Raw genomic sequence first — 26,409 nt, forward strand, 5'->3', positions numbered from 1 at the left:
ATTTAGGATTGCTACAGATGGCTACCCCACACAAGCTATCCAAATGGGTTTCCGAGTGATATATTAATTTAATTATCCGACCTAAATTTATTTTTACCCACATCTTGTCCACACCGATGGAACTGAGCGACCTCAAACGCCAAGTGGATCAACTCAACACCCGCCTGGGTCATGCCCAGGACTATCTTTGACCCGGAGGCTTTGACCGCCCAACTCCGGGATTTGCAACAAGTGGCGGGGCAACCGGATTTTTGGGACGACCCCCAACGGGCGCAGACCACCCTCCAAACCCTCAATGACACCAAAGCCAGCCTAGAGCAATTACACCGCTGGCGCAGGCACATCGAGGACTGTCAGGCGATTGTGGAATTACTCGCAACCGCACCGGATGCCGCCCTGGAGCAGGAAGCGGTGCAGGTCTTAACCACCCTAGACCAAGAACTCAATCGCTGGGAATTGGAGCGGTTACTGTCCCAACCCTACGATGCCCAGGGGGCGGTACTCACCATCAATGCCGGAGCGGGGGGCACGGATGCCCAGGATTGGGCGGAAATGTTATTGCGAATGTACACCCGTTGGGGCGAACGCCAGGGCTACAAGGTGCGCCTGACCGACCTATCGGAGGGGGAAGAAGCGGGGATCAAGTCCGCCACCTTAGAAATCGAGGGACGTTACGCCTACGGGTATCTGCGGGGGGAAAAGGGCACCCACCGGCTGGTTCGCATTTCTCCCTTCAATGCCAACGGCAAACGGCAGACCAGTTTTGCGGGCGTGGAAGTGATGCCCATGCTGGCGGAGCAAATGGTGGAGGAGGTCGAAATTCCCGAAACCGACCTGGAAATTACCACGTCCCGGGCGGGGGGCAAAGGCGGGCAAAACGTCAATAAAGTGGAAACAGCGGTGCGGATTGTGCATCTGCCCACCGGGTTGGCGGTGCGGTGTACCCAGGAACGCTCCCAGTTGCAAAACAAACAGAAGGCACTGGCTCTATTAAAAGCTAAATTATTAGTCATTTTGCAGGAACAACGGTTGCAGGAAATCGCCCAAATTCGTGGGGATGCGGTAGCCGCCACCTGGGGCAATCAAATTCGCAACTATGTCTTCGATCCCTACCAATTAGTTAAAGACGTGCGTACCAAAGCAGAAACTCCCGACATTGATGCGGTTTTAGCGGGAGATTTAGATTTATTTATCCAAAGTTATCTGCGTCAGGAACCCCAACTTTAATAGGCATCGGGAATATGATTATTTAGGGCACTTCTAAAAATAGGTCGCAGGGGCACCGCCCCCGTCTGTGGTTCTCAATAATATGGTTATCTCAACGAAATAATCTGCCAGTGGTGACAATACATAGAGGTGCCCTTCAATCAATCAAAAATTCAATTCACAATACCGACCTTTGTTGATATGCCCAGTACAAAGCGTGGAGAAAGTGATCCGGTTCAGCCCCATGATCCCAAGTGTGCAATCGCTCTTGAAATTGCTGGGCAAGTCTCTGTGCCAACTGTTGCCGCATGGCGGGACGAAATCGCCCACATCGCTGGACGTATTCCCGCAAAATCACAAATTCTTCAGGGGCAAGTTGGCTGGCAATCGGCAGTAAATCCTGCCCCACTTCCTCGACCCCCGCTGGCCATTGGATGCTTTGGGTTTGCGCCACCGCTTCCTGAATCACTACGGTGCCAGCGACAAAATCCCCCAACCGTTTTTCCCGTTGCCCAAAAATCACAAAATAGGCGCCAATCAGGAGTAAATCATCCACAATTCGCAGTAATGTCCGTAGGGTCGCCTGTTGCAAACCCACCGGTCGGCCATCGTCACAAATCACCCGAATATGCGCCAGTTTTTTCCCCGGCGTTTGCCCTTGCCATAGGGTTTCAAAGAACACAAAATAGCCCGTATAAATTAAAAAAGCTGTCAAAAAACTCAACGCCGCCAACCAAAGCAACGCCCCGCCCATATCCCCATTTTCGTCAGCAAAATTATCTAAAAATCCACTTACCACAATCGCATAAATTAAAATCGCTTCCCCTAATAAAGCCAATCCTAAACAGACGTAATCCACCACCAAGGCATACACCCGATTCCCCGGCCCGGCTAACACTAATTCCAGTTCCGTATGCTCTGGCGTGGCAATTTTCAGACTGCGCCAAAATGGTTTGGTCATAGGTCATGGGAGGGTAAGAGCAGACCCCAACCTTCCCGTTGACATTGGGATTCGTGATATAGGGCCGCTAAAACCGCCTGCCAATAGGGGGCAAACACCGCTCCCACCAGTAGGGCAGGCATCACAAAAGCAAGTAGTAGGGGCACAAAAAAAGCAACACCCGCCACCGCTGGTTCCTCCACAATTGCCCCCAAAATAATCGTGATAATGGTACCAATTAAGGTGGCAAAAAAGAGCAATATCATCTGTACCATATTCATCACCATTTGCACCGGAAATTGGAACGGCAGAAGCAATAAACCGCCGATGAAGGTTACCAATTGAATCTTCACCACCGACCCCTGGGTGAGTTGCCAACTGCGGGGTAAACTGCGGAGTGGCCCAACCCCCGCTTCCATTACCAACGGCAGGGGATACAACAGCCAGCGAAAGACTAACCACGTCCAGCCCACCAGCACCCCCACCGCCACCCCCAACACCCAAAGCCCAAACCCGAGACCCATCCAAGGGTTTTCCCAAGCCCCCTGCCGTTCCCACCACAGCGCCAGCGGTACCGTCAACAACAGCCCCACCCCCCCCATGACCCCCAGCATCAGGGCAGAAACCAGACCATACAACATCCCCGCCCCCAACAGCCCCCACTTTTTTTGGTCCGCAACGGTGACCGCCTGTTCGGGAGTTTCCGGTACCCCCCGCAATTGTTGCACCACCAACCGGGACAAGGCACCCATCAAAGCACTGTATTTTGCCCAACCGTACACCGGCACCAACACCCAGGCATAGGCCCGGAGGGACAACCACAGATACCGCCAAAAGTGCCAGCGATAGACCTGCAAACTGAAGGTCAAAATATTACCGACATTGAGCGGCGGGGAACCCACCCGGAGTACCATAATGTTACCGGAATGTTACTGACGAAAAACCTAGCCTTATTGTATCTGTCCTGGTTCAGGAACCTCAGGTTTTTCCCACCCGTCCTGCTGGTATATCGTTCGCCTCAACACCTATGTTCCGCCGCCGTTGGTTTTGGATCGTGCTCCCCCTGAGCCTCTGGTGCCTGCCCGCCCACGCCCAAGAAGCCTTTGGGGCCATTGCCCTGAGTAAACAAAGCAGTCGGTTTGGCTATAGCTACGACTGGCAAAGTCCATCCCAAGCCAGCCAAAAGGCACTCCAGGAATGCGGTAGCGCTGACTGTCGGGTGGTTTTGACCTTCAATCGGGGCTGTGGCGCAGTGGCGGAAGGGGTGAACCGCAGTGGATTGGGCACCGGCAAAACCCGCAATTTAGCCGAACAGGCCGCCCTGCAACTCTGTAATGACCCGAGTTGTAAAATTACCGTCTGGGCCTGCAATTCCCGATGAAGCCGACCAGCTTAGCTGACCGGATCATGGTGGCTTTGGATGTGCCGGATGCGGACACGGCCCTGACCTGGGTGGAACGCCTGCCTGGGGTGCAGTGGTGGAAAGTGGGATTGGAATTGTTTACCGCCGCTGGCCCCCCCATCCTCACCCAACTCAAACGGCGGGGAAAATCCATTTTTTTGGACCTGAAGTACCACGACATTCCCCAAACCATGACCCGAGCCTGTCAGGTGGCCATGGAACACGGGGTGGATTTTTTGACCCTGCACGCCACGGCCGGTTCCCTCGCACTTGCCCAAGCCCAAGCGACGGTCGCCCCCAGTTCCCTGCGCCTGTTAGCGGTGACGCTGTTGACCAGCACGGGCAGGGAGCAATTTACCCAGGAATTTGCCAGCCGTTTGGATATGGATGCCTACATCCAGCACTGGGCAGCGGTGGCCCACCGGGCGGGGTTGGCGGGGGTGATTTGTTCCCCCTGGGAAGTTGCCAGTTTGAAAAAAAAACTGGGCGCAGATTTTTTGTGCGTTTGCCCCGGTATCCGTTGGCAGGCAGGTAGCGATGACCAACAACGCACCTGTACCCCCCAAACTGCCTTGGCCGCCGGAGCGGATTATCTGGTCATTGGCCGCCCGATTTTGCAGGCTCCCAACCCGGAGCAGGTGTGGCAAGAACTCATGGAACTGACCCTATGAACCCCCAGGAGGTGATTAGCCGCTGGCAACTGCAACCTCACCCGGAAGGCGGCTACTACCGGGAACTTTACCGCTCTCCCCTCAAGGTTTCCCTGGGACAAGATGTATGTCAAGATTATCAAGATTCATACAATGCCTGTACACATATCTACTGGGTACTGAGCCAAGGGGATTTTTCTGCCTGGCATCGGGTGCGGCAGGGGGATGAAATTTGGCATTGGTACGGGGGTGACGCTCTGGAATTGCACACCCTGGAGCCGGAACGACAGCCACAACATCACTGCCAAGTTTTGAGCGGAGAACAACCCTGTGCAGTGGTACCAGCGGGGGTATGGCAGGCGGCTCGCTTGGTCGCCGGGGGCGAGTGGGTCTGGTGCGGCTGTACGGTGAGTCCAGGATTTAGCTTCAGCCGGTTTGACCTGGGGGAACGGGCGCAGTTAATCCAAGCCTTTCCTGACCATCGGGAACTGATTGGGCAACTGACCCGCTAATCGGTTTACCGCTAGTTTCAAGGCAAAAAAAACACCCCCAGGGTTGGGGGCATTTTAAGTTTTTAATCTTGCAAATTTTGATCTCTACCTGAGATGGCTGGAGAATTAGCCATTGATGGCAGGAGCAACCACCGGCTCACCAGCGGCCAAATCCAAGGGGAAGTTGTGGGCATTGCGCTCGTGCATCACTTCCATACCCAGGTTCGCCCGGTTGATCACATCCGCCCAGGTGTTGATTACCCGGCCTTGGCTGTCAACCACAGACTGGTTGAAGTTGAACCCGTTCAGGTTGAAGGCCATGGTGCTCACGCCCAAGGAGGTGAACCAAATCCCCACCACCGGCCAAGCAGCCAGGAAGAAGTGCAGAGACCGGCTGTTGTTGAAGCTGGCGTATTGGAAGATCAAGCGGCCAAAGTAGCCGTGGGCGGCCACAATGTTGTAGGTCTCTTCTTCTTGACCAAACTTGTAGCCATAGTTTTGGGACTCGTTTTCAGAGGTTTCCCGGATCAAGGAAGAAGTCACCAAGGAACCGTGCATGGCGGAGAACAAGCTACCACCGAACACACCGGCCACACCCAACATATGGAAGGGGTGCATCAGGATGTTGTGCTCAGCTTGGAACACCAGCATGAAGTTGAAGGTACCAGAAATACCCAGGGGCATCCCGTCAGAGAAAGAACCTTGCCCGATGGGGTAAATCAGGAACACCGCGGTCGCCGCCGCCACGGGGGCAGAGTAGGCCACGCAAATCCAAGGACGCATCCCCAAACGGTAGGACAGTTCCCACTCCCGACCCATGTAGCAGAACACACCAATCAAGAAGTGCAGAACCACCAATTGGTAAGGGCCACCATTGTACAGCCACTCATCCAAGGAAGCGGCTTCCCAAATCGGGTAGAAGTGCATCCCAATCGCATTGGAGGAAGGCACCACCGCCCCGGTGATGATGTTGTTGCCGTACAGCAAAGAACCGGCCACAGGCTCACGAATCCCGTCGATGTCCACCGGGGGAGCCGCAATGAAGGCAATAATGAAGCAGGTGGTGGCAGTCAGCAGGGTGGGGATCATCAACACGCCGAACCAGCCGATGTACAGGCGGTTGTCGGTGCTGGTCACCCACTGGCAGAACTGTTCCCACAGGCTGACGCTAGAACGACGTTCCAGAGTTGCAGTCATGGTCGTATAAGTCCAATAAACAACAGTTGGTAGGGATTACTCCCTGAAGGTATATTAGCCGATTGATGGGGTTTTGTGAAGGACTGTTACAAGTTTTTTATATTTATTTTTTCTAGCCGGGAGGCCAGCCCATGTCCCGTCCCCCCAAAACGTGCAGGTGGAGGTGATAGACGGTTTGACCACCTTGGGGACCGTCGTTGATCACCAGGCGGTAGCCCTGGGTCAGGTGGTGCGTTTGGGCAACCCGTTGGGCGGTCAGGAGCAAATGTCCCAGCAGGGTTTGGTGTTCGGGCTGGGCTTGGGAAAGGCGGGGGATGGGTGCCTTGGGGATCACCAATAAATGCACTGGGGCTTGGGGGTGGATGTCCTGGATCACCATACATAGGTCATCCTCATGGACAATGGTGGCGGGGATTTCCCGACGGATGATCCGACCAAAGATGGTATCACTACTCATAAATGAGAACGGGAGATAAATGAGAAAACGAGTGTTCCGTAACCAGCAACCCATTTTTAGTTTCCCAGAATCCGGTATGCTAAATCCGAAACTTTGTTAAAGATTTTTGCCCACGAACCATGCTGACTAACCAAGACCGGGTGCAGGTACTCAGCGAAGCCCTGCCCTACATCCAAAAATTTGCCGGACGCACCATCGTCATCAAGTACGGCGGGGCGGCCATGAAGGAAGAATCCCTTAAACAACAGGTGATCAGCGATGTGGTGTTCATGTCCTGCGTCGGCTTGCGACCGATTTTGGTGCATGGGGGCGGCCCGGAGATTAATACCTGGTTGGATAAATTAGGCATTGCCCCCCAGTTCAAAAACGGCCTGCGGGTGACCGATGCGGCCACGATGGCGGTGGTGGAAATGGTATTGGTCGGTCGGGTCAATAAGGAAATTGTGCGGTTGATCAACCAAGCCGGGGGTAAGGCGGTGGGCATCGCTGGCACGGATGGGAATCTGATCCAAGCCCGCCCGGAAGGTTCGGACGATATGGGCTTTGTGGGCGAGGTGAAAAATGTGCAAACTGATTTACTCGAAACCCTGATCCAAGGGGGCTATATCCCGGTGGTGTCCAGTGTGGCCGCTGATGAAACGGGGCAGGCTTTTAATATTAATGCGGATACGGTGGCGGGGGAATTGGCGGCGGCCTTGGGGGCAGAGAAATTAATTTTACTCACCGATACGGCGGGCATTTTACATGACCCTAAAGATATAAAGACGTTGTATCATTTCTTAAACATTCAACAGGCACGGCAACTGATTGAGCAGGGCATTATCACTGGCGGCATGATCCCCAAGGTGAATTGTTGTGTCCGTTCCCTGGCGCAGGGGGTGAAGGCGGCGCATATTTTGGATGGTCGTTTGCCCCACTCCCTATTGTTGGAAATTTTCACCGATACGGGGATTGGTTCGATGATTGTGGCTTCGGGGATGGGAACTTAGAGGGTTAATGGGGTCTCAACCGTACAGCCTTTTAAGGGGTTACGGGATAGGGCTGTAAACCCACCGGCTCTCAGCTTCATTGGAACCAAATTCTGGAAAGGGCGGGGGCGCCCCCTGCGACCGCTAACTTTGAATTGATTGATAGAGGTGCCCTTATTTATTTGTGATATTTGTGAACAGGAGTACACCTGGATAACCATAGATTTGGGGATGGGCTTCAAAATCCTTTGCGTTGCCGGAGCATGGCATCTTGGATGCGTTTGCTGAGGGTGGGGTCCTGTTGGGCTTGGGTGGTGATCAGATTAAATTCCTGGATGGTTAAACCCCTCTGCTCGACCAGCCGTTGGGATTTTTCAAAGTAGCGATTGCAGACGGTTTGGACGGGGGCGGGGAGGTTGCGTTCACCACAGAGGTTGCCGTTGGTGTTAATGGTGCCCAGTAACCGGCGGGCTTCTTCCAGGTGGGCTTGGCGGATGGGTTCCAATTCCAGCACGATCTGGGCGTACCGTTGAATCCGGTCCTCGCTTAAGGGGGTTTGTCCCCAAACCGGACGGCTCAGGCAAAGGAGGCAGAACAGCAGGGGCAGGGTCAAACGGCTGAGCATGGGGCAGGACGGCTCCAGGTAATGCAACGTAATGTCTGGATGTTCTCTTCCTATATGAAGTGTTGGGGGAGGGAAGGTTCCGGGTGTTGCGCTGGGGATGATTGTGGAGTAGGCTTTTGAGTAACTGTTATTTAGCCTAACCTATGCCCAGGGTTGCTGACGAATATTTGGTGCATTTGCTCCTGGAGGGGGGTCACCGGGAAGAGGTGCGTTTTGGCTCGATCCAGGAGTTCCAAAAGTGGTACCAAGGGGAGTTGATGGCACAAAGTTCGTCGAATGATTTGGTGAATGTGCCGGTGCGGGGTCTGCAGGGGGAGTTTTTGGTGCTCCGTCCGGCGCGGTTGGTGGCCATTCGGGTGGAGCCGGTGTTTTTATCCAGCATTGAACGCTAGGCGGTTGCCCCGGGTTGGGGGGTGAAACGGGTATGACCGATTCTTTGTCCCTCACCCTACAGATTGTTTTGGCGGTGGTTGCGGGGATTGGGGCGCAGGTGCTGGCGGATGTGCTCCGGGTGCCGAGCATTATTTTTTTATTACTGTTTGGGATCGTTTTAGGTTCGGATGTGCTGGGTTGGTTGCAACCCCAATCCCTGGGGACGGGGCTGGAGGTGGTGATTTCCCTGTGTGTGGCGTTGATTTTGTTTGAGGGGGGGTTGAATCTTTCCCTGCGGGAGTTGGGGCAGGTGTCGGGGACGATTCAGAATTTGGTGACGGTGGGGGCGTTGATTACCCTGGTGGGGGGCGGGGTGGCGGCGCATTTTTTGGGGGAGTTTCCCTGGCCGTTGGCGTTTTTGTATGGGTCGTTGGTGACGGTGACGGGGCCAACGGTGATTGGGCCGTTGTTGCGGCAGGTGAAGGTGGACCGCCGGGTGAGTGCCCTGTTGGAGGGGGAGGGGGTGTTGATTGACCCGGTGGGGGCGATTTTGGCGGTGGTGGTGTTGAACATTGTCCTGACGGGGGATACGGGCTGGACGGAGATTGTCCTGGGGTTGGGGACTCGGCTGGGGCTGGGGATCGGGATTGGGGCGGCGGGGGGCTGGCTGTTGAGTTGGCTGTTTCGGGAGGAGAGTGTCCCGAGTCAGGATTTGAAAAATTTGGCGGTGTTGGCGGGCTTGTGGGGGTTGTATGGGCTGGCGCAGTGGGTGCAGAGTGAGTCGGGGTTGATGGCGGCGGCGGTGGCGGGGATTGTCCTGCAATTGACTGCCCCGGAACAACGGTTATTACGCCGGTTTAAGGGGCAATTGACCACCCTGGCGGTGTCTATGTTGTTTATTTTGTTAGCCGCCGATTTGTCCCTGGCGAGTTTGGGGATGTTGGGGTGGGGGGGGTTGTGGACGGTGGTGGTGCTGATGCTGGTGGTGCGCCCGCTGAATATCCTGGTTTCGACCTGGAATAGTGACCTGAATTGGCGGCAAAAGGCATTTTTGGCGTGGATTGCGCCTCGGGGGATTGTTTCGGCTTCTGTGGCGTCCCTGTTCTCGATTGTGTTGACCGCCCGGGGGTTGAACGGGGGGGATTCGGTGAAGGGGCTGGTGTTTTTGACCATCATTCTCACGGTGGTGGTGCCGGGGGTGACGGCGCAGGCGGTGGCGCAACTGTTGGGGGTGCGTTCGGAGGCGACGAATGGGGCGGTGATTGTGGGGAGTAATCCCCTGGGGCGACTGCTGGCTCGGTTATTTCAGGAGCATGGGGAGCCGGTGGTGTTGATTGATACCAACCGGGAGGACTGTCGGGCAGCGGAACGGGAAAATCTGCGGGCGATTCCGGGGAGTGCCCTGGACCCGGAGGTGCTGGCGGAGGCGGGGATGGGAAGCATGGGCACATTCCTGGCGTTGACCAAAAATGCGGAGGTGAATCTGGTGTTGGCGCAACGGGTGGCGGAGGAATTTTATCCCCCCCGGGTGGTGGCGGTATTGCCGGAGGAACAACGGTCGAACCATTCCCAGGTGCGGTGTGCGTTTCATCCCCGGTTGGTACTGCGGGACTGGAATGAAGCCCTGGAACGGGGGCAGGTGCGGTTGGCGGAAACTCGCCTGGGGGAAACGGCAGGGGCACTGGATGACCCTCATGTCCTGCCCTTATTGCGCCAGCGACATCATTTTTTGGAAGTGGTGACGACGGATATGGCGTACCAAGCGGGGGATCGGTTGATTTATTTGGCTCCCCAGCCCCCCCCGGACAGCGAAACGGAACCGGAACCCGTCGAAGCGGGGGATGTGGTTCAGGGGTTGTTGGGGTTGGGGTAAGGGTGTAAAAAGATAAAAAATACCCTAAAATTCTCAAATTCAAAAAATTAAAACCCCATTTGGAGTATCCTCAAACTATGGAACGTATTTTATTCACCCCAATTACCAAGGAACGATTTGGTTCCCCTCCCCAAACGGTGGAAATTCCCCTGACCCGGTTGGATACGGCGACGGCGGAAACCTTCAAACAGCAGTGCTTGGATTTGGTGGCGGGTCAACCGCAGATGGTGGGGATCAATCTGAGTACCGTGGATTTTATGGACAGTCGGGGGTTGGGGGCATTGGTGAGTTGTAGTAAACAGATTCAAGCCCTGGGCGGCAAAACCTTTTTGGTGGCTCCCCAACCGCAGATTTTGGTACTTTTGGAAACCGTAGCTATCCACCGTTTTATTCCCATTTACACCAAGCGGGAGCATTTTGAACAGGGTTTGGAGCCGGATGCGTTTTAATTAGTTCAGTTGGTTAATTTACAGCGATTTTATATGATTTAGGATAAAAAAATTGCTGAGAATCAAGTACAGGGGGGGATGTCCCTCTGCGAGTGCTAACTTGGAATTGATAGAGGTGCCCATAACATTGCCATAGACTGTATAGTTATTTCGCAAATAGATGCGACACTTTTTAGGCACTGGTAATCGCTCTATCCCCTTCTAGGAAAGGGGTTGTAGGTAAAAGTGAATGTCGCAAACTTGTTTGAAATTACTATAATTTGTGAATTAGAAAAGCGAGGGTCGCAGGGCATCGCCCCGCCCTGGGTTCTCAGTAGCTTGATGATTCACACAGATTGTAATTCTCTCTGAAATCGCCCTATTAATCCTGTTGGTGGGAAAACTGATAGGCACCAATCGCCGCCAATCCCATCGCTATCCCCAGCAAAACCACCGGCGCATACCAGGGAAACGCCCCCCCCAACGCCACCGCCCGTAACCCCACACTGGCATAGGTCAAAGGAATGGCATACACCACCACCTTGAGCAACCCCGGCACCGTACTGGGGTCAAAAAACGTACCCCCCAAAAACGACATCGGCACAATCAAAAAATTATTGTACAAACCCACCGTTTCCAAAGAAGCCACACTCAACCCCACAATCACCCCCAAACCCGCAAACACCAGGCAATTTAGGCACACCACCAGCAAAAATAACGGGTGCAAAAACCCCCCGACCTTCCCTGTAAACATCACACTGATCAGGATGATTGCCAGCGCCGTCAACAAGCCCCGCACCACCCCCGCCAACACCTTTCCCAAATAGACCCCCAAGGGATGCACCGGTGCCAGCAACAATTCCTCAAAAGTTTTATTAAACAACCGGTCCCCACAGATGGAAAACGTGGTACCCGCAAAACTAATAATCATCGAAGACAGCGCCACCATCCCCGGCAGGATAAATTCTAAATAGGAATTCCCCAAGGGCGGTCTGCTCAGAGAACTCCCCAAGCCAAACCCAAACGCCAGGATATAGATGAGCGGCGAGACCAAACCGGAGGCGAAGACCTGGGGCAAACGCACCCGCAAATCCAGCCATTCCCCCCAGAAAACCGTCAGCCCATCCCCCCAAATCTGCGCCAGGTTCATCCCTAGACCGCCGCCGGTGCCAAATCCTCCTCCTCCGTTGCCGCCACCACTGCCGACGCTTCCCCCTCCTCCGGCAGACCCGCCAACTTAGCGGCTTGTTTTTCCCGCCACCGTTGCGCCATCTCCTCAGCTTTCTCAAACACCAGGTTCCGATCCCGCACCATATCCCCCGGTTCCGGCTCCAACTGCTTGGTGGACAGGGAAATCCGCCCCCGGTCCGCATCCAGGTCAATGATCATCACCTTCAGTTCGTCCCCAACGGAGAAGACATTGTGGGGCGTTTCGATGTGGTCGTGGGAAATTTCCGAAATATGCAGTAAGCCACTCACCCCGCCAATATCAATAAAGGCACCGTAGGGCTTGATCCCCCGCACCGTCCCCGTCACCACCTCGCCGGTTTCCAGCTTATTCATCTGCCGTTCCACCAGCGCCCGCCGATGGCTCAACACCAGCCGGTTGCGCTCCTCATCCACCTCCAAAAACTTCAAGGGCAACTCCTGCCCCATCAGATCCTCCTTGGCATGGCGGGTACTGATATGGGAACCCGGAATAAACCCCCGCAGACCCTCAATCCGCACCAACGCCCCACCCCGGTTGATGGCAAACACCACCGCCCGCACCGTCGCATCTTCCCTTTGCAACTGGCGCACCCGCTCCCAGGAACGCATATACTCAATCCGCCGGATCGAGAGGGTCAACTGCCCTTCCTCATTCTCCTCCGACAGGATAAAAAATTCCCGCATCTCATCCGTTTGCAGGATTTCCTCCGGGTTGTCCACCCGATTAATGGACATCTCCTGCAAGGGAATAAACGCCGCCGTTTTGGCACCAATATCAATCAATGCCCCCTTGGGTTCCAGGGCAAACACCGTTCCCGGCACCACATCCCCCGGACTGAACCGGTAATCATACCGATCCAATAGAGCCGCAAACTCTTCGTGGGTAAACCCCACCCCCGCCTTCTGTTGACTACCCAAAGGTACTGAACCTCCTAGAATCTGCTGAATGAGATAAACCAACCCTATTAGGGACAGACAATGATTATATCCCATTTTCTGCGGGTCTGCCAAACCCTTTGTTAAAATCTGACATGGGAGAGTAGGTGTGGCGATTGCGGGTGCATGGCATCTGAGGAAAGTCCGGGCTCTCGAAAGACCAAACCTGCTGGGTAACGCCCAGGACAGGCGACTGTGCGGAAAGTGCCACAGAAACATACCGCCGATGGCTGGCTTTTGTCAGTACAGGTAAGGGTGCAAAGGTGCGGTAAGAGCGCACCAGCAGTATCGAGAGGTACTGGCTCGGTAAACCCCAGGTGAGAGCAAGGTGGAGGGACAAGGGTTGGTCTTTTTCCCGTCCCGTGCCCAGGAACCGCTAGAGGTGGCGGGCAACCGTCATCCCAGATAGATAATCGCCCTCGAACAGAACCCGGCTTACGGCCTAGTCTCCCCAGTTTTTCATAACCCTAGGCATCCTCAAGGATTGATGAATAAACGATGCGGACAATTACGGTGGTCGTTAATAAGCACTCTTAAGGGCACCTCTATTTATTTTATTGGTTCTTTGCACCCATTACAGGTTATCTATAGCGATCCTACTTGATTAGTGAACAGAGATTCCCCAGAACCAAGGACGGGGGCGGTGCCCCTGCGACGAGAAGTGAGGAGTAAGGAGTGAGAAGCGAGAAGTGAGATTCCCTAGAACCAAATGCGGGGCGATGCCCTGCGACCCATTTTTAGAAGTGCCCTTAATTCAATTAGAAATTAGCAAATGGAAATTCTCCAGAACCAAGGACGGGGGCGGTGCCCCTGCGACCCCGATTCTATTGTCATTTAATATTACTAGATTACTGAACTGCAAGGAATTATTGAATCATCGCTACACCCCAAGGGCAAAACTCCGTCACCCAAAAATCCACCTCAGGATAATCTATTCTTAACTGCTCGACCGCTGGCTGGGCGAGGGTGGCATCAGAATATAAGGCAAACACCGTTGGGCCGGAACCAGAAAGTAAACTCCCCAAAGCTCCCTGATCCAAAAATCCCTGTTTCAGTTGGGCAATTTCCGGGTGCGCTGGCAGTACCACTTTTTCAAAATCATTGTGCAAATGGGCGGCAATTTCTGCTAACGAATGACTGGCTAAGACCTGCACAAAATGATCCGATTCCTGGGCAGAAGCCTCGGCAAACGTATGGCGAAAAGTTTCACTATAAGTCCGATAGGCCCAAGGGGTGGAAATGCTTAAATTCACAAATTTCGCCAACACTACCGCCCCACCCGTCACTGGGGGTAAGGGTTCCAAAATATCCCCCCGCCCCGTGCCCAAGGCCGTGCCCCCCTGCACACAAAACGGCATATCCGACCCCAACTGGGCGGCGAACCCCTGCAATTCCGGCACAGTCAACCCCAAACCCCACAGATGGTTTAACCCCACCAACACGGCGGCCCCATTGCTTGACCCCCCCGCCAACCCAGCGGCCACCGGAATCTGTTTCTCAATGTGGATGTGGACACCCGTGGCCTGTTTGGGAAAGGCTTCCGCCAAAAGATGGGCGGCTTTGAGGGCAAGATTCGTCCCATCCGTCGGTACCTGGGGATGGTCGCAGGTAATGCTCATGTCTTTACGGGACTGGGTGGTTAGGTGCAACGTATCCCGCAGATTCACACTTTGTAACACCATCGCCACCTCGTGGTAGCCATCCCCCCGCAGGCCGAGAATCCGCAGGTAGAGGTTAATTTTCGCCGCCGCCGCCAGGGTACATTGGGACATCCGCAGGCATCCAAAGGTTGACCATAGTCCATTGTGGCCTAACTTTACGCTTTACACTAGGAATACGCATTGCTCATCACCCATGTCCCTGGAAGCACGCACCCAAACCCTTGGTCAAGCCCTGCTGGCCGCCACCCGTCCCGGTCGTTCCCTCTTGGCGCAGATGCGGGAACAGTTGCAGTGGGACGAAAAGCTGTTGGCTTGGGCGATGGAACATCCAGGGTTACGCACTCAGTTATTCCGCCTGATTGACACCTTGCCCGCTTTGACTGGATCGGGGGAAATCAGCCGCCATATGCAGGAATACCTCGACCAACCAGAGGTGGAACTGCCGGAGCTATTGAAACATCTCATCCACTTCACCGGGCGGGAATCCCTAGCCGCCAAAACCGCCGCCCAGACCCTGACCACCGCCGTCAGCACCCTAGCCCGTAAGTACATTGTCGGTGAAAATTTTGCCCAAGTCCGCCACACCCTCGAGCGCATTCGTCGGCAGGGCATGACCTTTACCCTGGACATTTTGGGGGAAGCGGTCCTCAGCGAAACCGAAGCCCAGGGCTATTTGCAGAAGTACCTAGACCTGATGACCCAACTGGCTGGGGTGGATTGGGGATGCGTGCCCCAGGTGTCGGTGAAACTTTCGGCCTTTTACTCCCAGTTCGACCCCCTGGCGGAACGAACCACCCGTATCCGGGTCACCCAAGCGGTCACCCAACTGTTGCGTAAAGCCGGGGAATTGGGGGTGGCGGTTCATTTCGACATGGAGCAATATAAGTACAAAAACCTTACCCTTGCCATTCTCCAAGAGGTCTTGCTCGCCGATGAATTTCGCAGTCGGACGGATGTGGGGCTGACGGTGCAGGCGTATTTACAGGAGAGTGAAGCGGATGTGCGGGAACTTGTGGACTGGGTGAAATCCCGGGGCTATCCGGTGACGGTGCGGTTGGTCAAAGGAGCCTATTGGGACCAAGAGGTGATTTGGGCACAACAAAAACACTGGCCTTTGCCGGTTTATCGGCGGAAAAGTTCCACGGATGCCAATTACGAAAAACTCACCCGGTTGCTGTTAGAAAATCATCGGTATCTTTACCCGGCGATTGGCAGTCACAATGTGCGCTCCCAAGCCCATGCCCTAGCGGTTGCGGAAGCCCTAGCGGTGCCCCTCTCTGCCTGGGAATCCCAAGTTTTGTACGGCATGGCGGCTCCCCTAGCGAAAGCATTGGTAGAACGGGGATACCAGGTGCGGATGTACTGTCCCTATGGCGAATTACTGCCGGGGATGAGCTATTTGATTCGGCGGTTGTTGGAAAATACGGCGAATACTTCTTTTTTACGACAACGGTTGGAAAAAACGGATGAATCAGCACTGCTGGCGCCCCCGGCATGGGCAGAACCGACCACACCCTTACCGCAAATTGAATCGTTTGTCGGCACTCCCGATACCAATTTTGCGGAACCTGGTAAGCCGGAGCAATTTCTGGCGGCCATCACCCAGGTCAAATCCCAATTGGGGCAAACGTATGTGCTTCCCCATTGTTCCACCGAACGGCTGTTGGATTCCGTGAATCCAAGTAACCCAACGGAAGTGATTGGGCGGGTGGGTTTGGCTGATGCGACTTCTGTGCAACAAGCTATAGATTTAGCCCAAAAAGCGCAACCCGTGTGGCGGCAAACGCCCTGGCAGCAACGGATGGATTTACTCCTCAAAATTGCCGATAGGTTGGCGGCGCAACGCCCGGAATGGGTGGCGTGGATGGCCTTAGAAGTGGGGAAACCGATCCGGGAAGCGGATGCGGAAGTTTCCGAGGCGATTGATTTTTGTCGCTATTACGCCCAGATGGCCGAGCAATTGGAACGGGGGCACAACTACGACGTGTGGGGGGAAACCAACCGTTATCGCTATCAACCGAAAGGAATTGGGGTGGTGATTGCTCCTTGGAATTATCCCCTGGCGATTTCGGTGGGAATGGTGACGGCGGCGTTGGTCACGGGCAATTGTGTGCTGTATAAACCGGCGGAACAGTCGTCGGTGATTGGGTGCAAAATCAGTCAATTCATTACCGATTTAATCGCCGATTTGGGGCTACCGGCGGGGGTATTTCAGGGGTTGCCCGGTTGGGGGGAAGAAATTGGCCCCCTGTTGGTCACCCATCCGGCGGTGCATTTCATCACGTTTACGGGTTCCCGGCAGGTGGGGTGTCAGATTTATGCCCAGGCGGCGCAACTGGTGCCGGGACAAACGCACCTGAAGCGGGTGGTGGCGGAATTGGGGGGCAAAAATGCGATCATCGTGGATGCCAGTGCGGATTTGGACCAGGCGGTGCAGGGGGTGGTGCAGTCGGCGTTTGGCTATGCGGGGCAAAAATGTTCTGCCTGCTCCCGGGTGATTGTGCTGGAGTCTATTATTCAGCCATTTGTGGAACGGCTGTGGGCGGCGACGGCATCTCTGGTGATTGGGGCGGCGACCGACCCGGCGACGACGGTGGGGCCGGTGATTGATGCGGTAGCTCAGGAGCGTTTGCAGACGGCGATTGCCCAGGCGAAACAGCGGCTGACCCTGGTGGGGGAACGTCCCGCCCCGGCGATGGGTTACTTTGTTGGGCCGACGATTTTTACCGATGTGCCCCCCGATGACCCCCTGGCGCAGGAGGAATGGTTCGGGCCAGTGTTGGCGGTACTGCGGGTGGCGGATTTTGACCAGGCGGTGCAGGTGGCGAATGGCACGGACTATGCCTTAACCGGGGGGCTGTATTCCCGCACCCCTAGCCACATCCAGCGGGCGGCGGAGGAATTGGCTTGCGGTAATCTGTACATCAACCGGGGGATCACCGGGGCGTTGGTGGGACGGCAACCCTTTGGCGGGTTCAAGCTCAGCGGCGTAGGTTCCAAAGCGGGCGGCCCCGACTATCTCCTGCAATTTGTGGACCCCAAGGTGGTCACGGAAAACATTCAACGCCAGGGGTTTGCGCCGGTGGCGGAGGAGTTGTAATGCCCCCAGCGGTGCTACTGCCCGGTTATTTGGCGGGAGCGGCTCCCTACCAGGGGTTGGTGCAGGCGGCTCAGGCGTTGGGGGTGCGGATGCAGGTGGTGCCCCTGCGCTGGTGGGATTGGTTGCCCACCCTGGGCGGTCGGTCGGTTACCCCGATTTTAGAGCGGTTAGACCAAACGATTCAGCAAGTACAAAAGCAGTACCCCGGTGCCAAAATCACCCTGATTGGGCATTCGGCGGGGGGGTGGATCAGCCGGATTTATTTGGGGCAAACGCCCTATGATGGGCGGGTTTGGGAGGGAGTGCGGTGGGTGGATCGTTTGGTTACCTTGGGCACGCCCCACACCAGTCAGGAACGTTGGACACGCCGCAATCTGGACTTTGTCAATACGACCTACCCCGGTGCCTACCACCCGGAAATTGAGTACATTTGCATTGCGGGGCAGGCGGTGCAAGGGCGCAGGGGGACGCTGGCCTACGAGAGTTATCGTTTGACCTGCGGGCAAGGGGACGTGTGGGGGGACGGGATTACACCGGTAGTGGCGGCCCATCTATCCGGGGCGGAAAATATCACTCTGCCCTCGGTCTGGCATTCCCCCCGTTCGCCTGGTCTGTGGTATGGTTCGCCGGAGATTCTCCCCCAGTGGTTGCCCATCCCCACGGCGAGGCTTTAAACCTAATGTTTGGGTAAAATGTTAATAAAACCGAAGCAGGCTAGAAATATATCTAGGAGCCTAGTTTATGACTATTTCTCTCTATGAAACTGATTTCAATCTCTGGTGTGAAGAAACCCTGACAAAACTGAAGGAACGGGATTTTGAGGGTCTTGATATTGGAAATTTAATTGAGGAAATCGCCTCTTTGGCAAGTAGGGATCGGCGAGAACTCCAGAGCCGTTTGGGAGTATTAATCGAACACCTACTGAAGCGTAAATATGTGGATAGTCAATATGATTTTCGGGGTTGGGAACTAACCATGAGAGAACAATTATATCAGCTGAAAATATTGCTTAAACAATCCCCGAGTCTCAAAGGCTACCTAATCGAAGTTTTACCAGAATCCTATCAGTTTGCAATTTCTCAAGTCCAAACTAGCTATCCCCATGTAAACTTCCCAAAAGAGTTTAACCTGGCCATTGATGCAGATGCTTTCCTAAAATGTGTGGAGCGGGATTTAGTGGCTTTTCAATTCAATGGCACTTAAAATCACCAAATCACCTTACGGGCACCTCTACAAATTCAAAGTTAGCGGTCGCCCTTGGTTCTGGGTAATATGGGTATGCCAGCGATGAGATTTATGGTTAGCTCAAATATATCAAATATATAGTATCAAATATATAGTCAAACAGGGTAAGGTTGTCCTATTATAGAATAGATATTTTGGAGAAAAGCGATGGCAAGACCATACAGTTACGATTTGCGTCAAAAAGCAGTCGAAGCGGTCTTAAATGGGGCAAAACTAGTTGAGGTTAGTGAGTTATTTGGTATGAGCAGAAGACCCCTACAAAGATGGTTAAAAATGTGGTCAGAAAGTGGTGATTATCGCCCGAAACAGAACTATCAAAAAGGTCATAGTGCTAAGATCACTGATTTGGAGGAATTTCGCCAATTTGTAGAAGCAAATCAATCAAGGGTTGACGCAAAAAGAAATGGGAGTCATTCTCGGGGTAAGTCATACAACCGTTGGTCAAGCCCTTAAAAAAATCAACTTTACCCGTAAAAAAAACATACTCTTATAAAGAACAAAACGAAGAAGAGCGACAACAATTTATCAAGATGATGAAAGAGGAAAAGAATGAAGATTTAGTCTATGTTGACCAGTCTGGGATGGATAATCGAGATATTTATGAATATGGTTGGGGGCTAAAAGGACAAAGAATATATGGTCAACGACCTGGCAAAAAGAGAGAGAGAATAAGCATGATGAGTGGTTATCATTTAGGGAAATTGGTTGCACCATTTACTTGGATTGGTAGTTGTAATTTGCAAGTATTGATTGCCTGGTTAACAGAGATGTTGTTGCCAACAATTGGAGCAGGGAAGAAAATTGTTTTAGATAATGCAAGTTTTCATCGTTGCCAACTGGTTAGGAAGGTTGTGGAAGCCGCTGGGTGCGAATTGATATATCTACCGAAATACTCTCCCGATTTAAATCCGATTGAGCATCAATGGCATAGAATCAAGCAAAGAGTTAGAAAAACCATGACATCTACAACCCAAAATCTTCATGATCTTATAGATTCAGTCATCTGCTCTATATGCCAACCTTTGCCTGCTTAGCTATATCATGTCAAAAAGTGTCTGTTTTGTCAATAGATGTAAATTCTGCTTATTAATATATACATAACATATATTGATAATGTTGTTCGTAATACAAACATTATTGGAAATGATCTGTTATTTTGAATGAAGCAGATATACCCATAAAAAGCAAACAGCTTTATGCACGAAACCCAAGTTCAGGACATCGGTGAGATTGCCAATTCGCTAACAGAATTTGATCACCCACTCATTGTGGCGGATAGGGAAGGGCGCTGGCTGTGGGTGAATGAGGCGACTGCCCATTTGTTGGGGCGACCTGTGGCGGAGTTGGTGGGGCAATGTGGGGTAACGCTTTTACCGGGATGGCCGCAGGAATATCCCCCCCACACCCTGTTTAAAACCACCTATCAGCATCCTGACGGTAGTACCCGTTCCTTGGCGGTGGAATCAGTGGGTATGTCCATCGTGCCATCGTTGAATGTCTTTATCCTGTATCCCTTGCCTTCCACAGGCTACCTCAAGGAGATGAGTAGCCGCACGCTGTTTAACCTACTGCCAGTGGGGGTGGTGATCACTGATGTGAATGGGGTGGCAGTGGAAGCAAATCCGGCGGCAATGGCACTGTTGGGGTTGAGCGACCCTACCGACTACCAACTGGGGCGCAACCAATGGCAGGTATGGGATGTCCAGGGCAATCCCATTCCCCCAGAGGCTCTGCCTGCGGTGCGGGCATGGCGGGAACATCGGGTGTTGCGGAACCACATCCAAAAAATCAAAACCCCTAATGGCATCGTACGTTGGTTATCCGTGAGTGCTACGCCCCTATCTACGGGTGGGGTAATGGTCACTTATGCGGATATAACGGAACAAAAACGGCTGGAGCAACGTCTGCACCACAAAATGAACCAGGAACACATCCTTAGAAAGGTCGTGCAGGTAATGGACACTTCCCTGGAATTAGGGAAGATTTTTCAAGTGGCGGCGAAAACCATCAGCGCCACCCTGAAGCTGGAAACGTTTATCGTCCAATATTTGCCCGAAGCCAAATGCTGGCAACCGAAAGTTCATGCCCTACCTAACGGCGACTTGGTACCCCCAGGGGCTAACATCCCGGAGCAAAACAATCCCATCTCTGAACAACTTAAGCAAAAGCAAATTGTCCAGGTGGAGGATGCCAAAACCCTCGATGACCCGATTAACCGAGGGATTGCTGAGCGGTATCCAGGGGCATGGCTGGTAGTTCCGCTCATTCATGGGAAAAACGTATGGGGCAGTCTGGCGTTCATCCGTCCCCCGTCCCCTTGGCATGAGGAAGAGGTCACTTTGGCGCAACGACTGAGCAAACAACTGGCGATTGCCATTCACCGGGCAGAAATGCACGAACAGTTGCAGGCTTCCCAACGGCATCTGAGTTTCATGTTGGCTAACTGTCCAGCTAGTATCATTCATTGGCAGTTATTACCGGGCGAACATTGCGTTTGGGAGTACCTTTCCCCCCACACGGAAACCCTCTTAGGTTATCCTGTCCAGACGTTGTATGAGCGACCTGACCGCTGGCAACAGCAGATTTTCCCGGAGGATTGGCAGAGTGAAGTCCTACCCGCCTGGCGCAAATTGCTGGACGGAGAACCGCAGGTGGGGATTTACTATCGCTACCACCATCCCACAGGTGAGGTACGGTGGTTGCATGAGGCGATCACGGTGCAATGTCGTTTTAACGCCACCCATCTGTCGTTGATTTCGGTGATCGTGGATGTGACTGACCAGAAGTTTGCCGAACTGCAAATCGGGGAATTGGCGCGCCTCAACCGGCTCAAGGATGATTTTGTCAGTACGGTGTCCCACGAACTACGCACCCCGCTGACCAATATCCGAATGGCGACCAAGATGCTGGAGTTGGCACTAAAACGTCAAGATTTACTCCCCGCAGACCCCGAAGCGCCTTTGGTGAAATACCTAACCATTCTCAAACAGGAAACCCAACGGGAAATTGACCTGGTGAATGACCTGCTGGATTTGGCACGCCTCGAGGCTAATGCTGCCTGTCCGGTGGGGGAGCCAGTGGATTTGCGGGTATCCCTGCCCTCCTTGGTCACGCCGTTTCAGGAGCGAGCCAGCCAACAGGAACAAACCCTGCATTTGGAATTGGTGGAACCCCTGCCGCCGGTTTGGGTGGAAACAACCGCCTGGACACGGATCATCAACGAATTACTCACCAATGCCTGTAAGTACACCCCGCCGGGGGAAAAAATTCTTGTACAAGCTTTTGCCGCCGAGGAGACCGTGCAGGTACGGGTCATCAACACCGGGGTGGAAATTCCCCCCACCGAACACCAGCGCATTTTTGAGAAGTTTTACCGCATCCCCCAGCACGACCGTTGGCAACACGGGGGCACGGGCTTGGGCTTGGCTTTAGTGAAAAGTCTGGTGGAACGACTGGGCGGGCAGATCACCGTCACCAGCGAGGCGGGACAAACCTGTTTTACCCTCACCCTGCGTCCGGCTAACCAACCCCAGACAGTTTAGATCGGGTGAGAATTCCATATCTCAAGCTCGATCTGATGATCTGTGTGTGAGGCTAATCTCTCTTGAGCAAGTTTTATGTACTTCGGGTCAATTTCATAACCCACATTTCAAAGCCGCAAAAGTGTCGCATTCTAAAATAGAACAGGGGTCGCAGGGGCACCACCCCCGTATTTGGTTCTGCGGAATTTCCGTTCGTTAATCAAGTAGGATTGCTATATATCATGCAGGCGAGGGGGTCTGAGCTTCCAAACGGCGAGGGAAACAATTAGCCCAAGCCTGGCGCATAGCCGCAACGGGCAGGTTCACAATCGGGTCATGGGCAGTCTGAATCACCAGAGCATCGCCGCCGGTCATCCCCCAAAACCCCCAGGCTCCCGGCAATTCTTCCGTAAGATAGCTTTCCCAAACCGAACGGTACTCCGGGGCAACCGTCACCCAAATCCGACTGCCACCCTCTGCAAAAAGAAATTCATCCCAACGGGTTTCTAGCGGTACATTGATAGTAATCTGTACACCACAATCCCCAGCAATTGCCATTTCTGCTAAAGCAATCAAAACACCCCCGTCGCTGACATCGTGCGCCGCCTGCACCCAGCCCTGGGCAATCCCCGTGCGGCAGATGCGTTGTACCCGTTGTTCCTGCGCCAAATCCACCGCTGGCGGACGACCCGTGACCAACCCATGAATGGCAACCAGGTATTCCGACCCACCCAACCCCACCATCGGGGAATCTTGCCCCCAGGGGATACCTAATAAGTACAAACATTGTCCTACTTGCCACTGCATCGTACAGCGACGACGAATATCCGCCACCCGCCCGACCATGCCAACCACCGGGGTGGGATAAATCGCCTGCCCTTGGGTTTCGTTGTACAGGGAAACATTGCCGCCGGTGACGGGAGTGCCCAGTGCCCGACAGGCTGTCGCCAAACCCCGACAAGCCATCGCCAATTGCCAGTAAATTTCCGGCTTTTCCGGACTGCCAAAGTTGAGGTTGTCCGTCACCGCCAGGGGTTCTGCCCCCACACAACTGAGATTTCGGGCGGCTTCCGCCACCATCGCCATTGCCCCCCGCTCCGGGTCGAGCCAGACCCAACGACCATTCCCATCCATCGTGGCGGCTACCCCCAAATGCCCCCGCACCCGCACCACAGCGGCATCCGCCATCCCCGGCAGAATTGCGGTATTGTTTTGCACCTGCTGGTCGTACTGGCGATAAATCCAACGCTTGCTTCCCAGGTTGGGCTGGTCGAACAACGTTAGGACAATATCATTCCAACTGCGCCCCAAAATACCCGCTGGTGTAGCGGGTGGCAGGGCTTCCGGTTGCCATTGCCAGTGGGTTTGGACGGCGAGGGGCGGCTCCGGCAAAATTTCCCGCTCATAGATGGGCGTATGCTCCGTCAAGGCTGGGGCGGGAATCTGCGCCACCACCTGCTGTTTGTAAATGATTTGGACTTCCGGTTCGGCAATCACTTCCCCAGCGATGACCGCCTCCAAGCCCCAGCGGTGAAAAATTGGCAAAACCTCCGCTTCCCGTCCCCGTGCCACCACCAACAGCATCCGTTCCTGGGACTCAGAAAGCATAAATTCCAGGGGGTGCATCCCGGTTTCCCGCACCGGAATCGCATCCAAATCCAGGCGTATCCCGACCCCCCCCTTCGCCGCCATTTCCGAGGTGGCACAGGTCAACCCGGCGGCTCCCATGTCCTGACAGGCGACCACAGCCCCGGTGGCAAAAGCTGTCAAACAGGCTTCGATCAGGCATTTTTCCAAAAAGGGGTCGCCCACCTGCACCGCCGGACGTTGCGCTTGGGTATCCTCCGCCAATTCCGCACTGGCAAAACTGGCACCCCCAATGCCGTCCCGCCCGGTCGTCGCCCCCACATACACCACCGGATTGCCGACCCCCCGTGCCGCCGAGGGCATCACCTGCGGGGTGGACAGAACCCCCAACGCCATGACATTCACCAAAGGGTTGCCATTGTACACCGGGTCGCAGTACACCTCCCCCCCCACCGTCGGCACACCCACGCAATTCCCGTAGTGGCTGATCCCGGCGACAACGCCAGTGAGCAATGCCCGGTTACGGGGCACATTCAGGTCGCCAAAGCGCAGGGAATTCAACAGGGCAATCGGTCGTGCCCCCAGGGTGAAAATGTCCCGCAAAATGCCGCCTACCCCCGTCGCCGCCCCCTGAAACGGCTCCACCGCCGAAGGATGGTTGTGGGATTCCACCTTGAATGCCAGGTACACCCCGCCCAGGTCAACCACGCCCGCATTTTCCCCCGGACCCACCACCACCTGCGCCCCCTGGGTCGGCAATTGTCGCAGGAAGGGTTTGGAATTTTTGTAACAACAATGTTCAGACCACATCACCCCAAACATCCCCAGTTCCAGACGGTTGGGGGGACGGTGCAATTGCTCACAAATCCAGGCGTACTCCTGGGGGGTCAGTCCGGTGCGTGCCAAATCCGGGGGGGTCATGGGGTTTCTTTCTTATAGACTTTGCCCCGGTAGGTGTAGGACTTGCCCTCCTTGCCCTCTTGGGTCTCCTTGGCATCCTTGCCCTCCGGCGGGGGTTGCCCCTCAGCCCGGGTACTGGGATTCATCATCCCCGCTTCATAGGTGCGCCCCCGGTAGTGGAACCGCATCCCCGTTGCCCCGGACAATTCCACCGATTGCGCCACCCGCTCCACCGGCTGGTACACCTGTCCCCGATAGGTGCGTAATTGTGCCACTGATTGTGGTTCATGCAACGTCACTACATCATCTTGATAAAAACGGTACAAAAAATAGCCATCCCGGAAGGCTTGGTCATCGGCAACGTGGTGAATGATGTTGCGTGCCACCAGGGTTTGCCCCAGTTGAATCGCCTGTTGCCGCCCGACCCCCAGGTTTTTCATCAACCAGGTCACCAATTCGGAACCCACAAAACAGCGGGGATAAACCCGCAAAAGATAGCGGCGGTCGCGAATGTCCAATCCCCCTTCCCCCCGCAGCCGTTGCAGTAATTCATCCCCGTCCAGGGTGGGGAGACCCGTATCGCCCCCCGTTGGTGCCATCAGGGCTTCCAAGTCATTCAGCACCGCATCCGCATCCGGGTACCGTTCATCCAAAGCGGGCAGTAGCATCCGGTCAATGATCTGCGCCAACCCATCGCTCACGGTGGTCAAGGAACGCCATTGCCAGCAGTGGCGACCGGGGTCAATCAGTTTTTGCGGGGGGCAACCGGTCAACAACACCGCACAGGTGGCTCCCAGGGCATAAACATCCGAAGCGGGCACCGCCTGCAACCCGTAGGTTTGTTCCGGGGGGGAATAAATCGGGCTACCGATATTGGTCAGGTCAACCTGGGTGTTGGGCGAATGTACCGCCTGCTTCACCGCCCCAAAATCCAGGAGATACAACGTGCCGTTTTCGTGGCACATGATATTCGCCGGTTTAATATCCCGATGCACCACATTATGCCGGTGAATAAACGACAAAACCCCTAGCAGGGAGCGCAAAATTTCGGTGACTTCCGTTTCGTTGAGCCGCCCCTGCCGCCGCACCACCTTATCTAAATCTTCCCCCGGAATGTACTCCTGCACCAAATAAAAATATTCCTCCTCCTGCGCCCCATTGGTTGACGGCACACTCAAATCAAAAGAAGCAAATAAATAGGGAATTTGCGGGTGGGTGCCCAGGGCTTCCAGCACCTCCGCTTCCCGGTGAAATAATCTCTGCGCCGTTTCCAGGTCGGTATTGTCAAATTTCGCCGTCCGCAATTGCTTCACCACACAGAGCCGTTGCGCTGGCGTGAATAGGTCTTTCGCCAAATAGGTGCGACCAAATCCCCCCTGGGCAAGCAGTTTTTGGGGTAAATAACGACCCAACAGCACCAGGGGCATCCCACAAGCGGCACAGGTAAGATGCAACAGTTGATTGCGCTCCACCGTCTCCAGGCGATTTTGGGGTTGACTACAGGTGGGGCGGGTGCAATAGGCATCCATAGGGAGCAGGGGGATACGGCAGTAATTATAGTTATGGTCTATTGTACCGGTTCCTTCCGATTTGCGCTGATTTGCCGGGTCAAACCGAGCCATAATAATCTTAAAAACCCGT

Annotated in this window: 24 protein-coding genes and 1 other RNA gene; 15 read left to right on the forward strand and 10 right to left on the reverse strand. The window is 54.4% G+C overall.

Annotation, left to right across the window (positions count from 1 at the left end):
- The first annotated feature begins 116 nt into the window (after positions 1-116).
- Positions 117-1,227 (forward strand): peptide chain release factor 2 gene (gene prfB / locus MLD66_RS04075; protein WP_247215654.1). Its coding sequence is split into 2 segments (ribosomal slippage): positions 117-188 and positions 190-1,227, totalling 1,110 coding nucleotides; the frame shifts between segments, so codons are not numbered across the junction.
- A gap of 157 nt (positions 1,228-1,384) precedes the next feature.
- Here prfB and MLD66_RS04080 read toward each other — a convergent pair.
- Positions 1,385-2,167, reverse strand: coding sequence for an RDD family protein (locus MLD66_RS04080; RefSeq protein WP_247215655.1), 783 nt, complete (start codon positions 2,165-2,167; stop codon positions 1,385-1,387).
- On the reverse strand, positions 2,164-3,060 hold the full coding sequence (locus MLD66_RS14475; protein WP_281438405.1) for a hypothetical protein: 897 nt from the start codon (positions 3,058-3,060) through the stop codon (positions 2,164-2,166). Before MLD66_RS14475 ends, MLD66_RS04080 begins: the two co-directional genes overlap by 4 nt.
- A 113-nt stretch (positions 3,061-3,173) precedes the next feature.
- Between MLD66_RS14475 and MLD66_RS04090 the strand changes: the two genes are divergently transcribed.
- Genes MLD66_RS04090 through MLD66_RS04100 form a run of 3 tightly spaced genes read left to right on the forward strand, consistent with a single transcriptional unit; the run spans position 3,174 to position 4,710 of the window.
- Positions 3,174-3,527, forward strand: a complete 354-nt coding sequence (locus MLD66_RS04090; protein WP_247215656.1) for a DUF4189 domain-containing protein — start codon at positions 3,174-3,176, stop codon at positions 3,525-3,527.
- Positions 3,524-4,219 (forward strand): orotidine-5'-phosphate decarboxylase, encoded by a 696-nt coding sequence (gene pyrF / locus MLD66_RS04095; protein ID WP_247215657.1) that lies wholly within the window; start codon positions 3,524-3,526, stop codon positions 4,217-4,219. Before MLD66_RS04090 ends, pyrF begins: the two co-directional genes overlap by 4 nt.
- Complete coding sequence (locus MLD66_RS04100; protein ID WP_247215658.1) at positions 4,216-4,710, forward strand: cupin domain-containing protein; 495 nt, start codon at positions 4,216-4,218, stop codon at positions 4,708-4,710. Before pyrF ends, MLD66_RS04100 begins: the two co-directional genes overlap by 4 nt.
- Positions 4,711-4,815: 105 nt before the next feature.
- On the opposite strand, the gene psbA is transcribed toward MLD66_RS04100, so the two are convergent.
- Both psbA and MLD66_RS04110 read right to left on the reverse strand, forming a co-directional pair.
- A complete protein-coding gene (gene psbA, locus MLD66_RS04105; protein WP_247215659.1) occupies positions 4,816-5,886 on the reverse strand; it encodes a photosystem II q(b) protein in 1,071 nt (356 codons plus the stop codon).
- 112 nt (positions 5,887-5,998) lie between these two features.
- Positions 5,999-6,343, reverse strand: a complete 345-nt coding sequence (locus MLD66_RS04110; protein WP_247215660.1) for a histidine triad nucleotide-binding protein — start codon at positions 6,341-6,343, stop codon at positions 5,999-6,001.
- A gap of 119 nt (positions 6,344-6,462) precedes the next feature.
- Here MLD66_RS04110 and argB point away from each other — a divergent pair, with 119 nt between their 5' ends.
- Positions 6,463-7,332, forward strand: coding sequence for an acetylglutamate kinase (gene argB / locus MLD66_RS04115; RefSeq protein ID WP_247215661.1), 870 nt, complete (start codon positions 6,463-6,465; stop codon positions 7,330-7,332).
- A 217-nt stretch (positions 7,333-7,549) separates the two neighbouring features.
- Here the strand turns inward: argB and MLD66_RS04120 are convergent, their stop codons facing one another.
- Positions 7,550-7,936, reverse strand: a complete 387-nt coding sequence (locus MLD66_RS04120; RefSeq protein WP_247215662.1) for a DUF4168 domain-containing protein — start codon at positions 7,934-7,936, stop codon at positions 7,550-7,552.
- Positions 7,937-8,079: 143 nt separating this feature from the next.
- Here MLD66_RS04120 and MLD66_RS04125 point away from each other — a divergent pair, with 143 nt between their 5' ends.
- The 3 genes from MLD66_RS04125 to MLD66_RS04135 all read left to right on the forward strand — a co-directional run bounded on the left by MLD66_RS04125 (position 8,080) and on the right by MLD66_RS04135 (position 10,630).
- A complete protein-coding gene (locus MLD66_RS04125; RefSeq protein WP_247215663.1) occupies positions 8,080-8,328 on the forward strand; it encodes a hypothetical protein in 249 nt (82 codons plus the stop codon).
- A gap of 32 nt (positions 8,329-8,360) precedes the next feature.
- A complete protein-coding gene (locus tag MLD66_RS04130; RefSeq protein ID WP_247215664.1) occupies positions 8,361-10,181 on the forward strand; it encodes a sodium:proton antiporter in 1,821 nt (606 codons plus the stop codon).
- 77 nt (positions 10,182-10,258) lie between these two features.
- Positions 10,259-10,630, forward strand: a complete 372-nt coding sequence (locus MLD66_RS04135; protein ID WP_247215665.1) for an STAS domain-containing protein — start codon at positions 10,259-10,261, stop codon at positions 10,628-10,630.
- 361 nt (positions 10,631-10,991) lie between these two features.
- Here MLD66_RS04135 and MLD66_RS04140 read toward each other — a convergent pair whose 3' ends face one another.
- Both MLD66_RS04140 and MLD66_RS04145 read right to left on the reverse strand, forming a co-directional pair.
- Complete coding sequence (locus MLD66_RS04140) at positions 10,992-11,759, reverse strand: ABC transporter permease (RefSeq protein ID WP_247215666.1); 768 nt, start codon at positions 11,757-11,759, stop codon at positions 10,992-10,994.
- Between the two features lie 2 nt (positions 11,760-11,761).
- The gene (locus MLD66_RS04145; RefSeq protein WP_247215667.1) at positions 11,762-12,736 is read right to left on the reverse strand and encodes a 30S ribosomal protein S1; all 975 of its coding nucleotides are present in this window, start codon (positions 12,734-12,736) and stop codon (positions 11,762-11,764) included.
- 117 nt (positions 12,737-12,853) lie between these two features.
- Between MLD66_RS04145 and rnpB the strand changes: the two genes are divergently transcribed.
- Positions 12,854-13,208, forward strand: an RNA gene (gene rnpB, locus MLD66_RS04150) — RNase P RNA component class A.
- A 412-nt stretch (positions 13,209-13,620) separates the two neighbouring features.
- On the opposite strand, the gene ispE is transcribed toward rnpB, so the two are convergent.
- The gene (ispE, locus tag MLD66_RS04155) at positions 13,621-14,526 is read right to left on the reverse strand and encodes a 4-(cytidine 5'-diphospho)-2-C-methyl-D-erythritol kinase (RefSeq protein ID WP_247215668.1); all 906 of its coding nucleotides are present in this window, start codon (positions 14,524-14,526) and stop codon (positions 13,621-13,623) included.
- Between the two features lie 82 nt (positions 14,527-14,608).
- On the opposite strand from ispE, the gene pruA reads away from it, so the two are divergent.
- The 6 genes from pruA to MLD66_RS04185 all read left to right on the forward strand — a co-directional run bounded on the left by pruA (position 14,609) and on the right by MLD66_RS04185 (position 22,302).
- Positions 14,609-17,515: an L-glutamate gamma-semialdehyde dehydrogenase gene (pruA, locus tag MLD66_RS04160; RefSeq protein WP_247215670.1), complete on the forward strand. Its 2,907-nt coding sequence runs from the start codon at positions 14,609-14,611 to the stop codon at positions 17,513-17,515.
- Positions 17,515-18,189: an alpha/beta hydrolase gene (locus MLD66_RS04165; protein WP_247215671.1), complete on the forward strand. Its 675-nt coding sequence runs from the start codon at positions 17,515-17,517 to the stop codon at positions 18,187-18,189. The genes pruA and MLD66_RS04165 overlap by 1 nt, the downstream gene beginning before the upstream one ends.
- A gap of 67 nt (positions 18,190-18,256) precedes the next feature.
- Entirely contained in the window at positions 18,257-18,718 is a 462-nt protein-coding gene (locus tag MLD66_RS04170) for a DUF29 domain-containing protein (RefSeq protein ID WP_247215672.1), read from the forward strand.
- Between the two features lie 189 nt (positions 18,719-18,907).
- Positions 18,908-19,213 (forward strand): helix-turn-helix domain-containing protein, encoded by a 306-nt coding sequence (locus MLD66_RS04175; RefSeq protein ID WP_247215673.1) that lies wholly within the window; start codon positions 18,908-18,910, stop codon positions 19,211-19,213.
- Positions 19,198-19,794: an IS630 family transposase gene (locus MLD66_RS04180; RefSeq protein ID WP_247215674.1), complete on the forward strand. Its 597-nt coding sequence runs from the start codon at positions 19,198-19,200 to the stop codon at positions 19,792-19,794. The genes MLD66_RS04175 and MLD66_RS04180 overlap by 16 nt, the downstream gene beginning before the upstream one ends.
- Positions 19,795-19,956: 162 nt before the next feature.
- The gene (locus MLD66_RS04185; RefSeq protein ID WP_247215675.1) at positions 19,957-22,302 is read left to right on the forward strand and encodes an ATP-binding protein; all 2,346 of its coding nucleotides are present in this window, start codon (positions 19,957-19,959) and stop codon (positions 22,300-22,302) included.
- A 219-nt stretch (positions 22,303-22,521) separates the two neighbouring features.
- Here MLD66_RS04185 and purL read toward each other — a convergent pair whose 3' ends face one another.
- Together purL and MLD66_RS04195 are read right to left on the reverse strand one after the other, a co-directional pair.
- Positions 22,522-24,789, reverse strand: a complete 2,268-nt coding sequence (gene purL, locus MLD66_RS04190) for a phosphoribosylformylglycinamidine synthase subunit PurL (RefSeq protein ID WP_247215676.1) — start codon at positions 24,787-24,789, stop codon at positions 22,522-22,524.
- The gene (locus tag MLD66_RS04195; protein ID WP_247215677.1) at positions 24,786-26,390 is read right to left on the reverse strand and encodes a protein kinase; all 1,605 of its coding nucleotides are present in this window, start codon (positions 26,388-26,390) and stop codon (positions 24,786-24,788) included. The genes purL and MLD66_RS04195 overlap by 4 nt, the downstream gene beginning before the upstream one ends.
- Between the last annotated feature and the right edge of the window lie 19 nt (positions 26,391-26,409).

The sequence above is a fragment of the Synechococcus sp. C9 genome (genome assembly GCF_022984075.1).
Classification (GTDB): Bacteria; Cyanobacteriota; Cyanobacteriia; order Gloeomargaritales; family Gloeomargaritaceae; genus Gloeomargarita.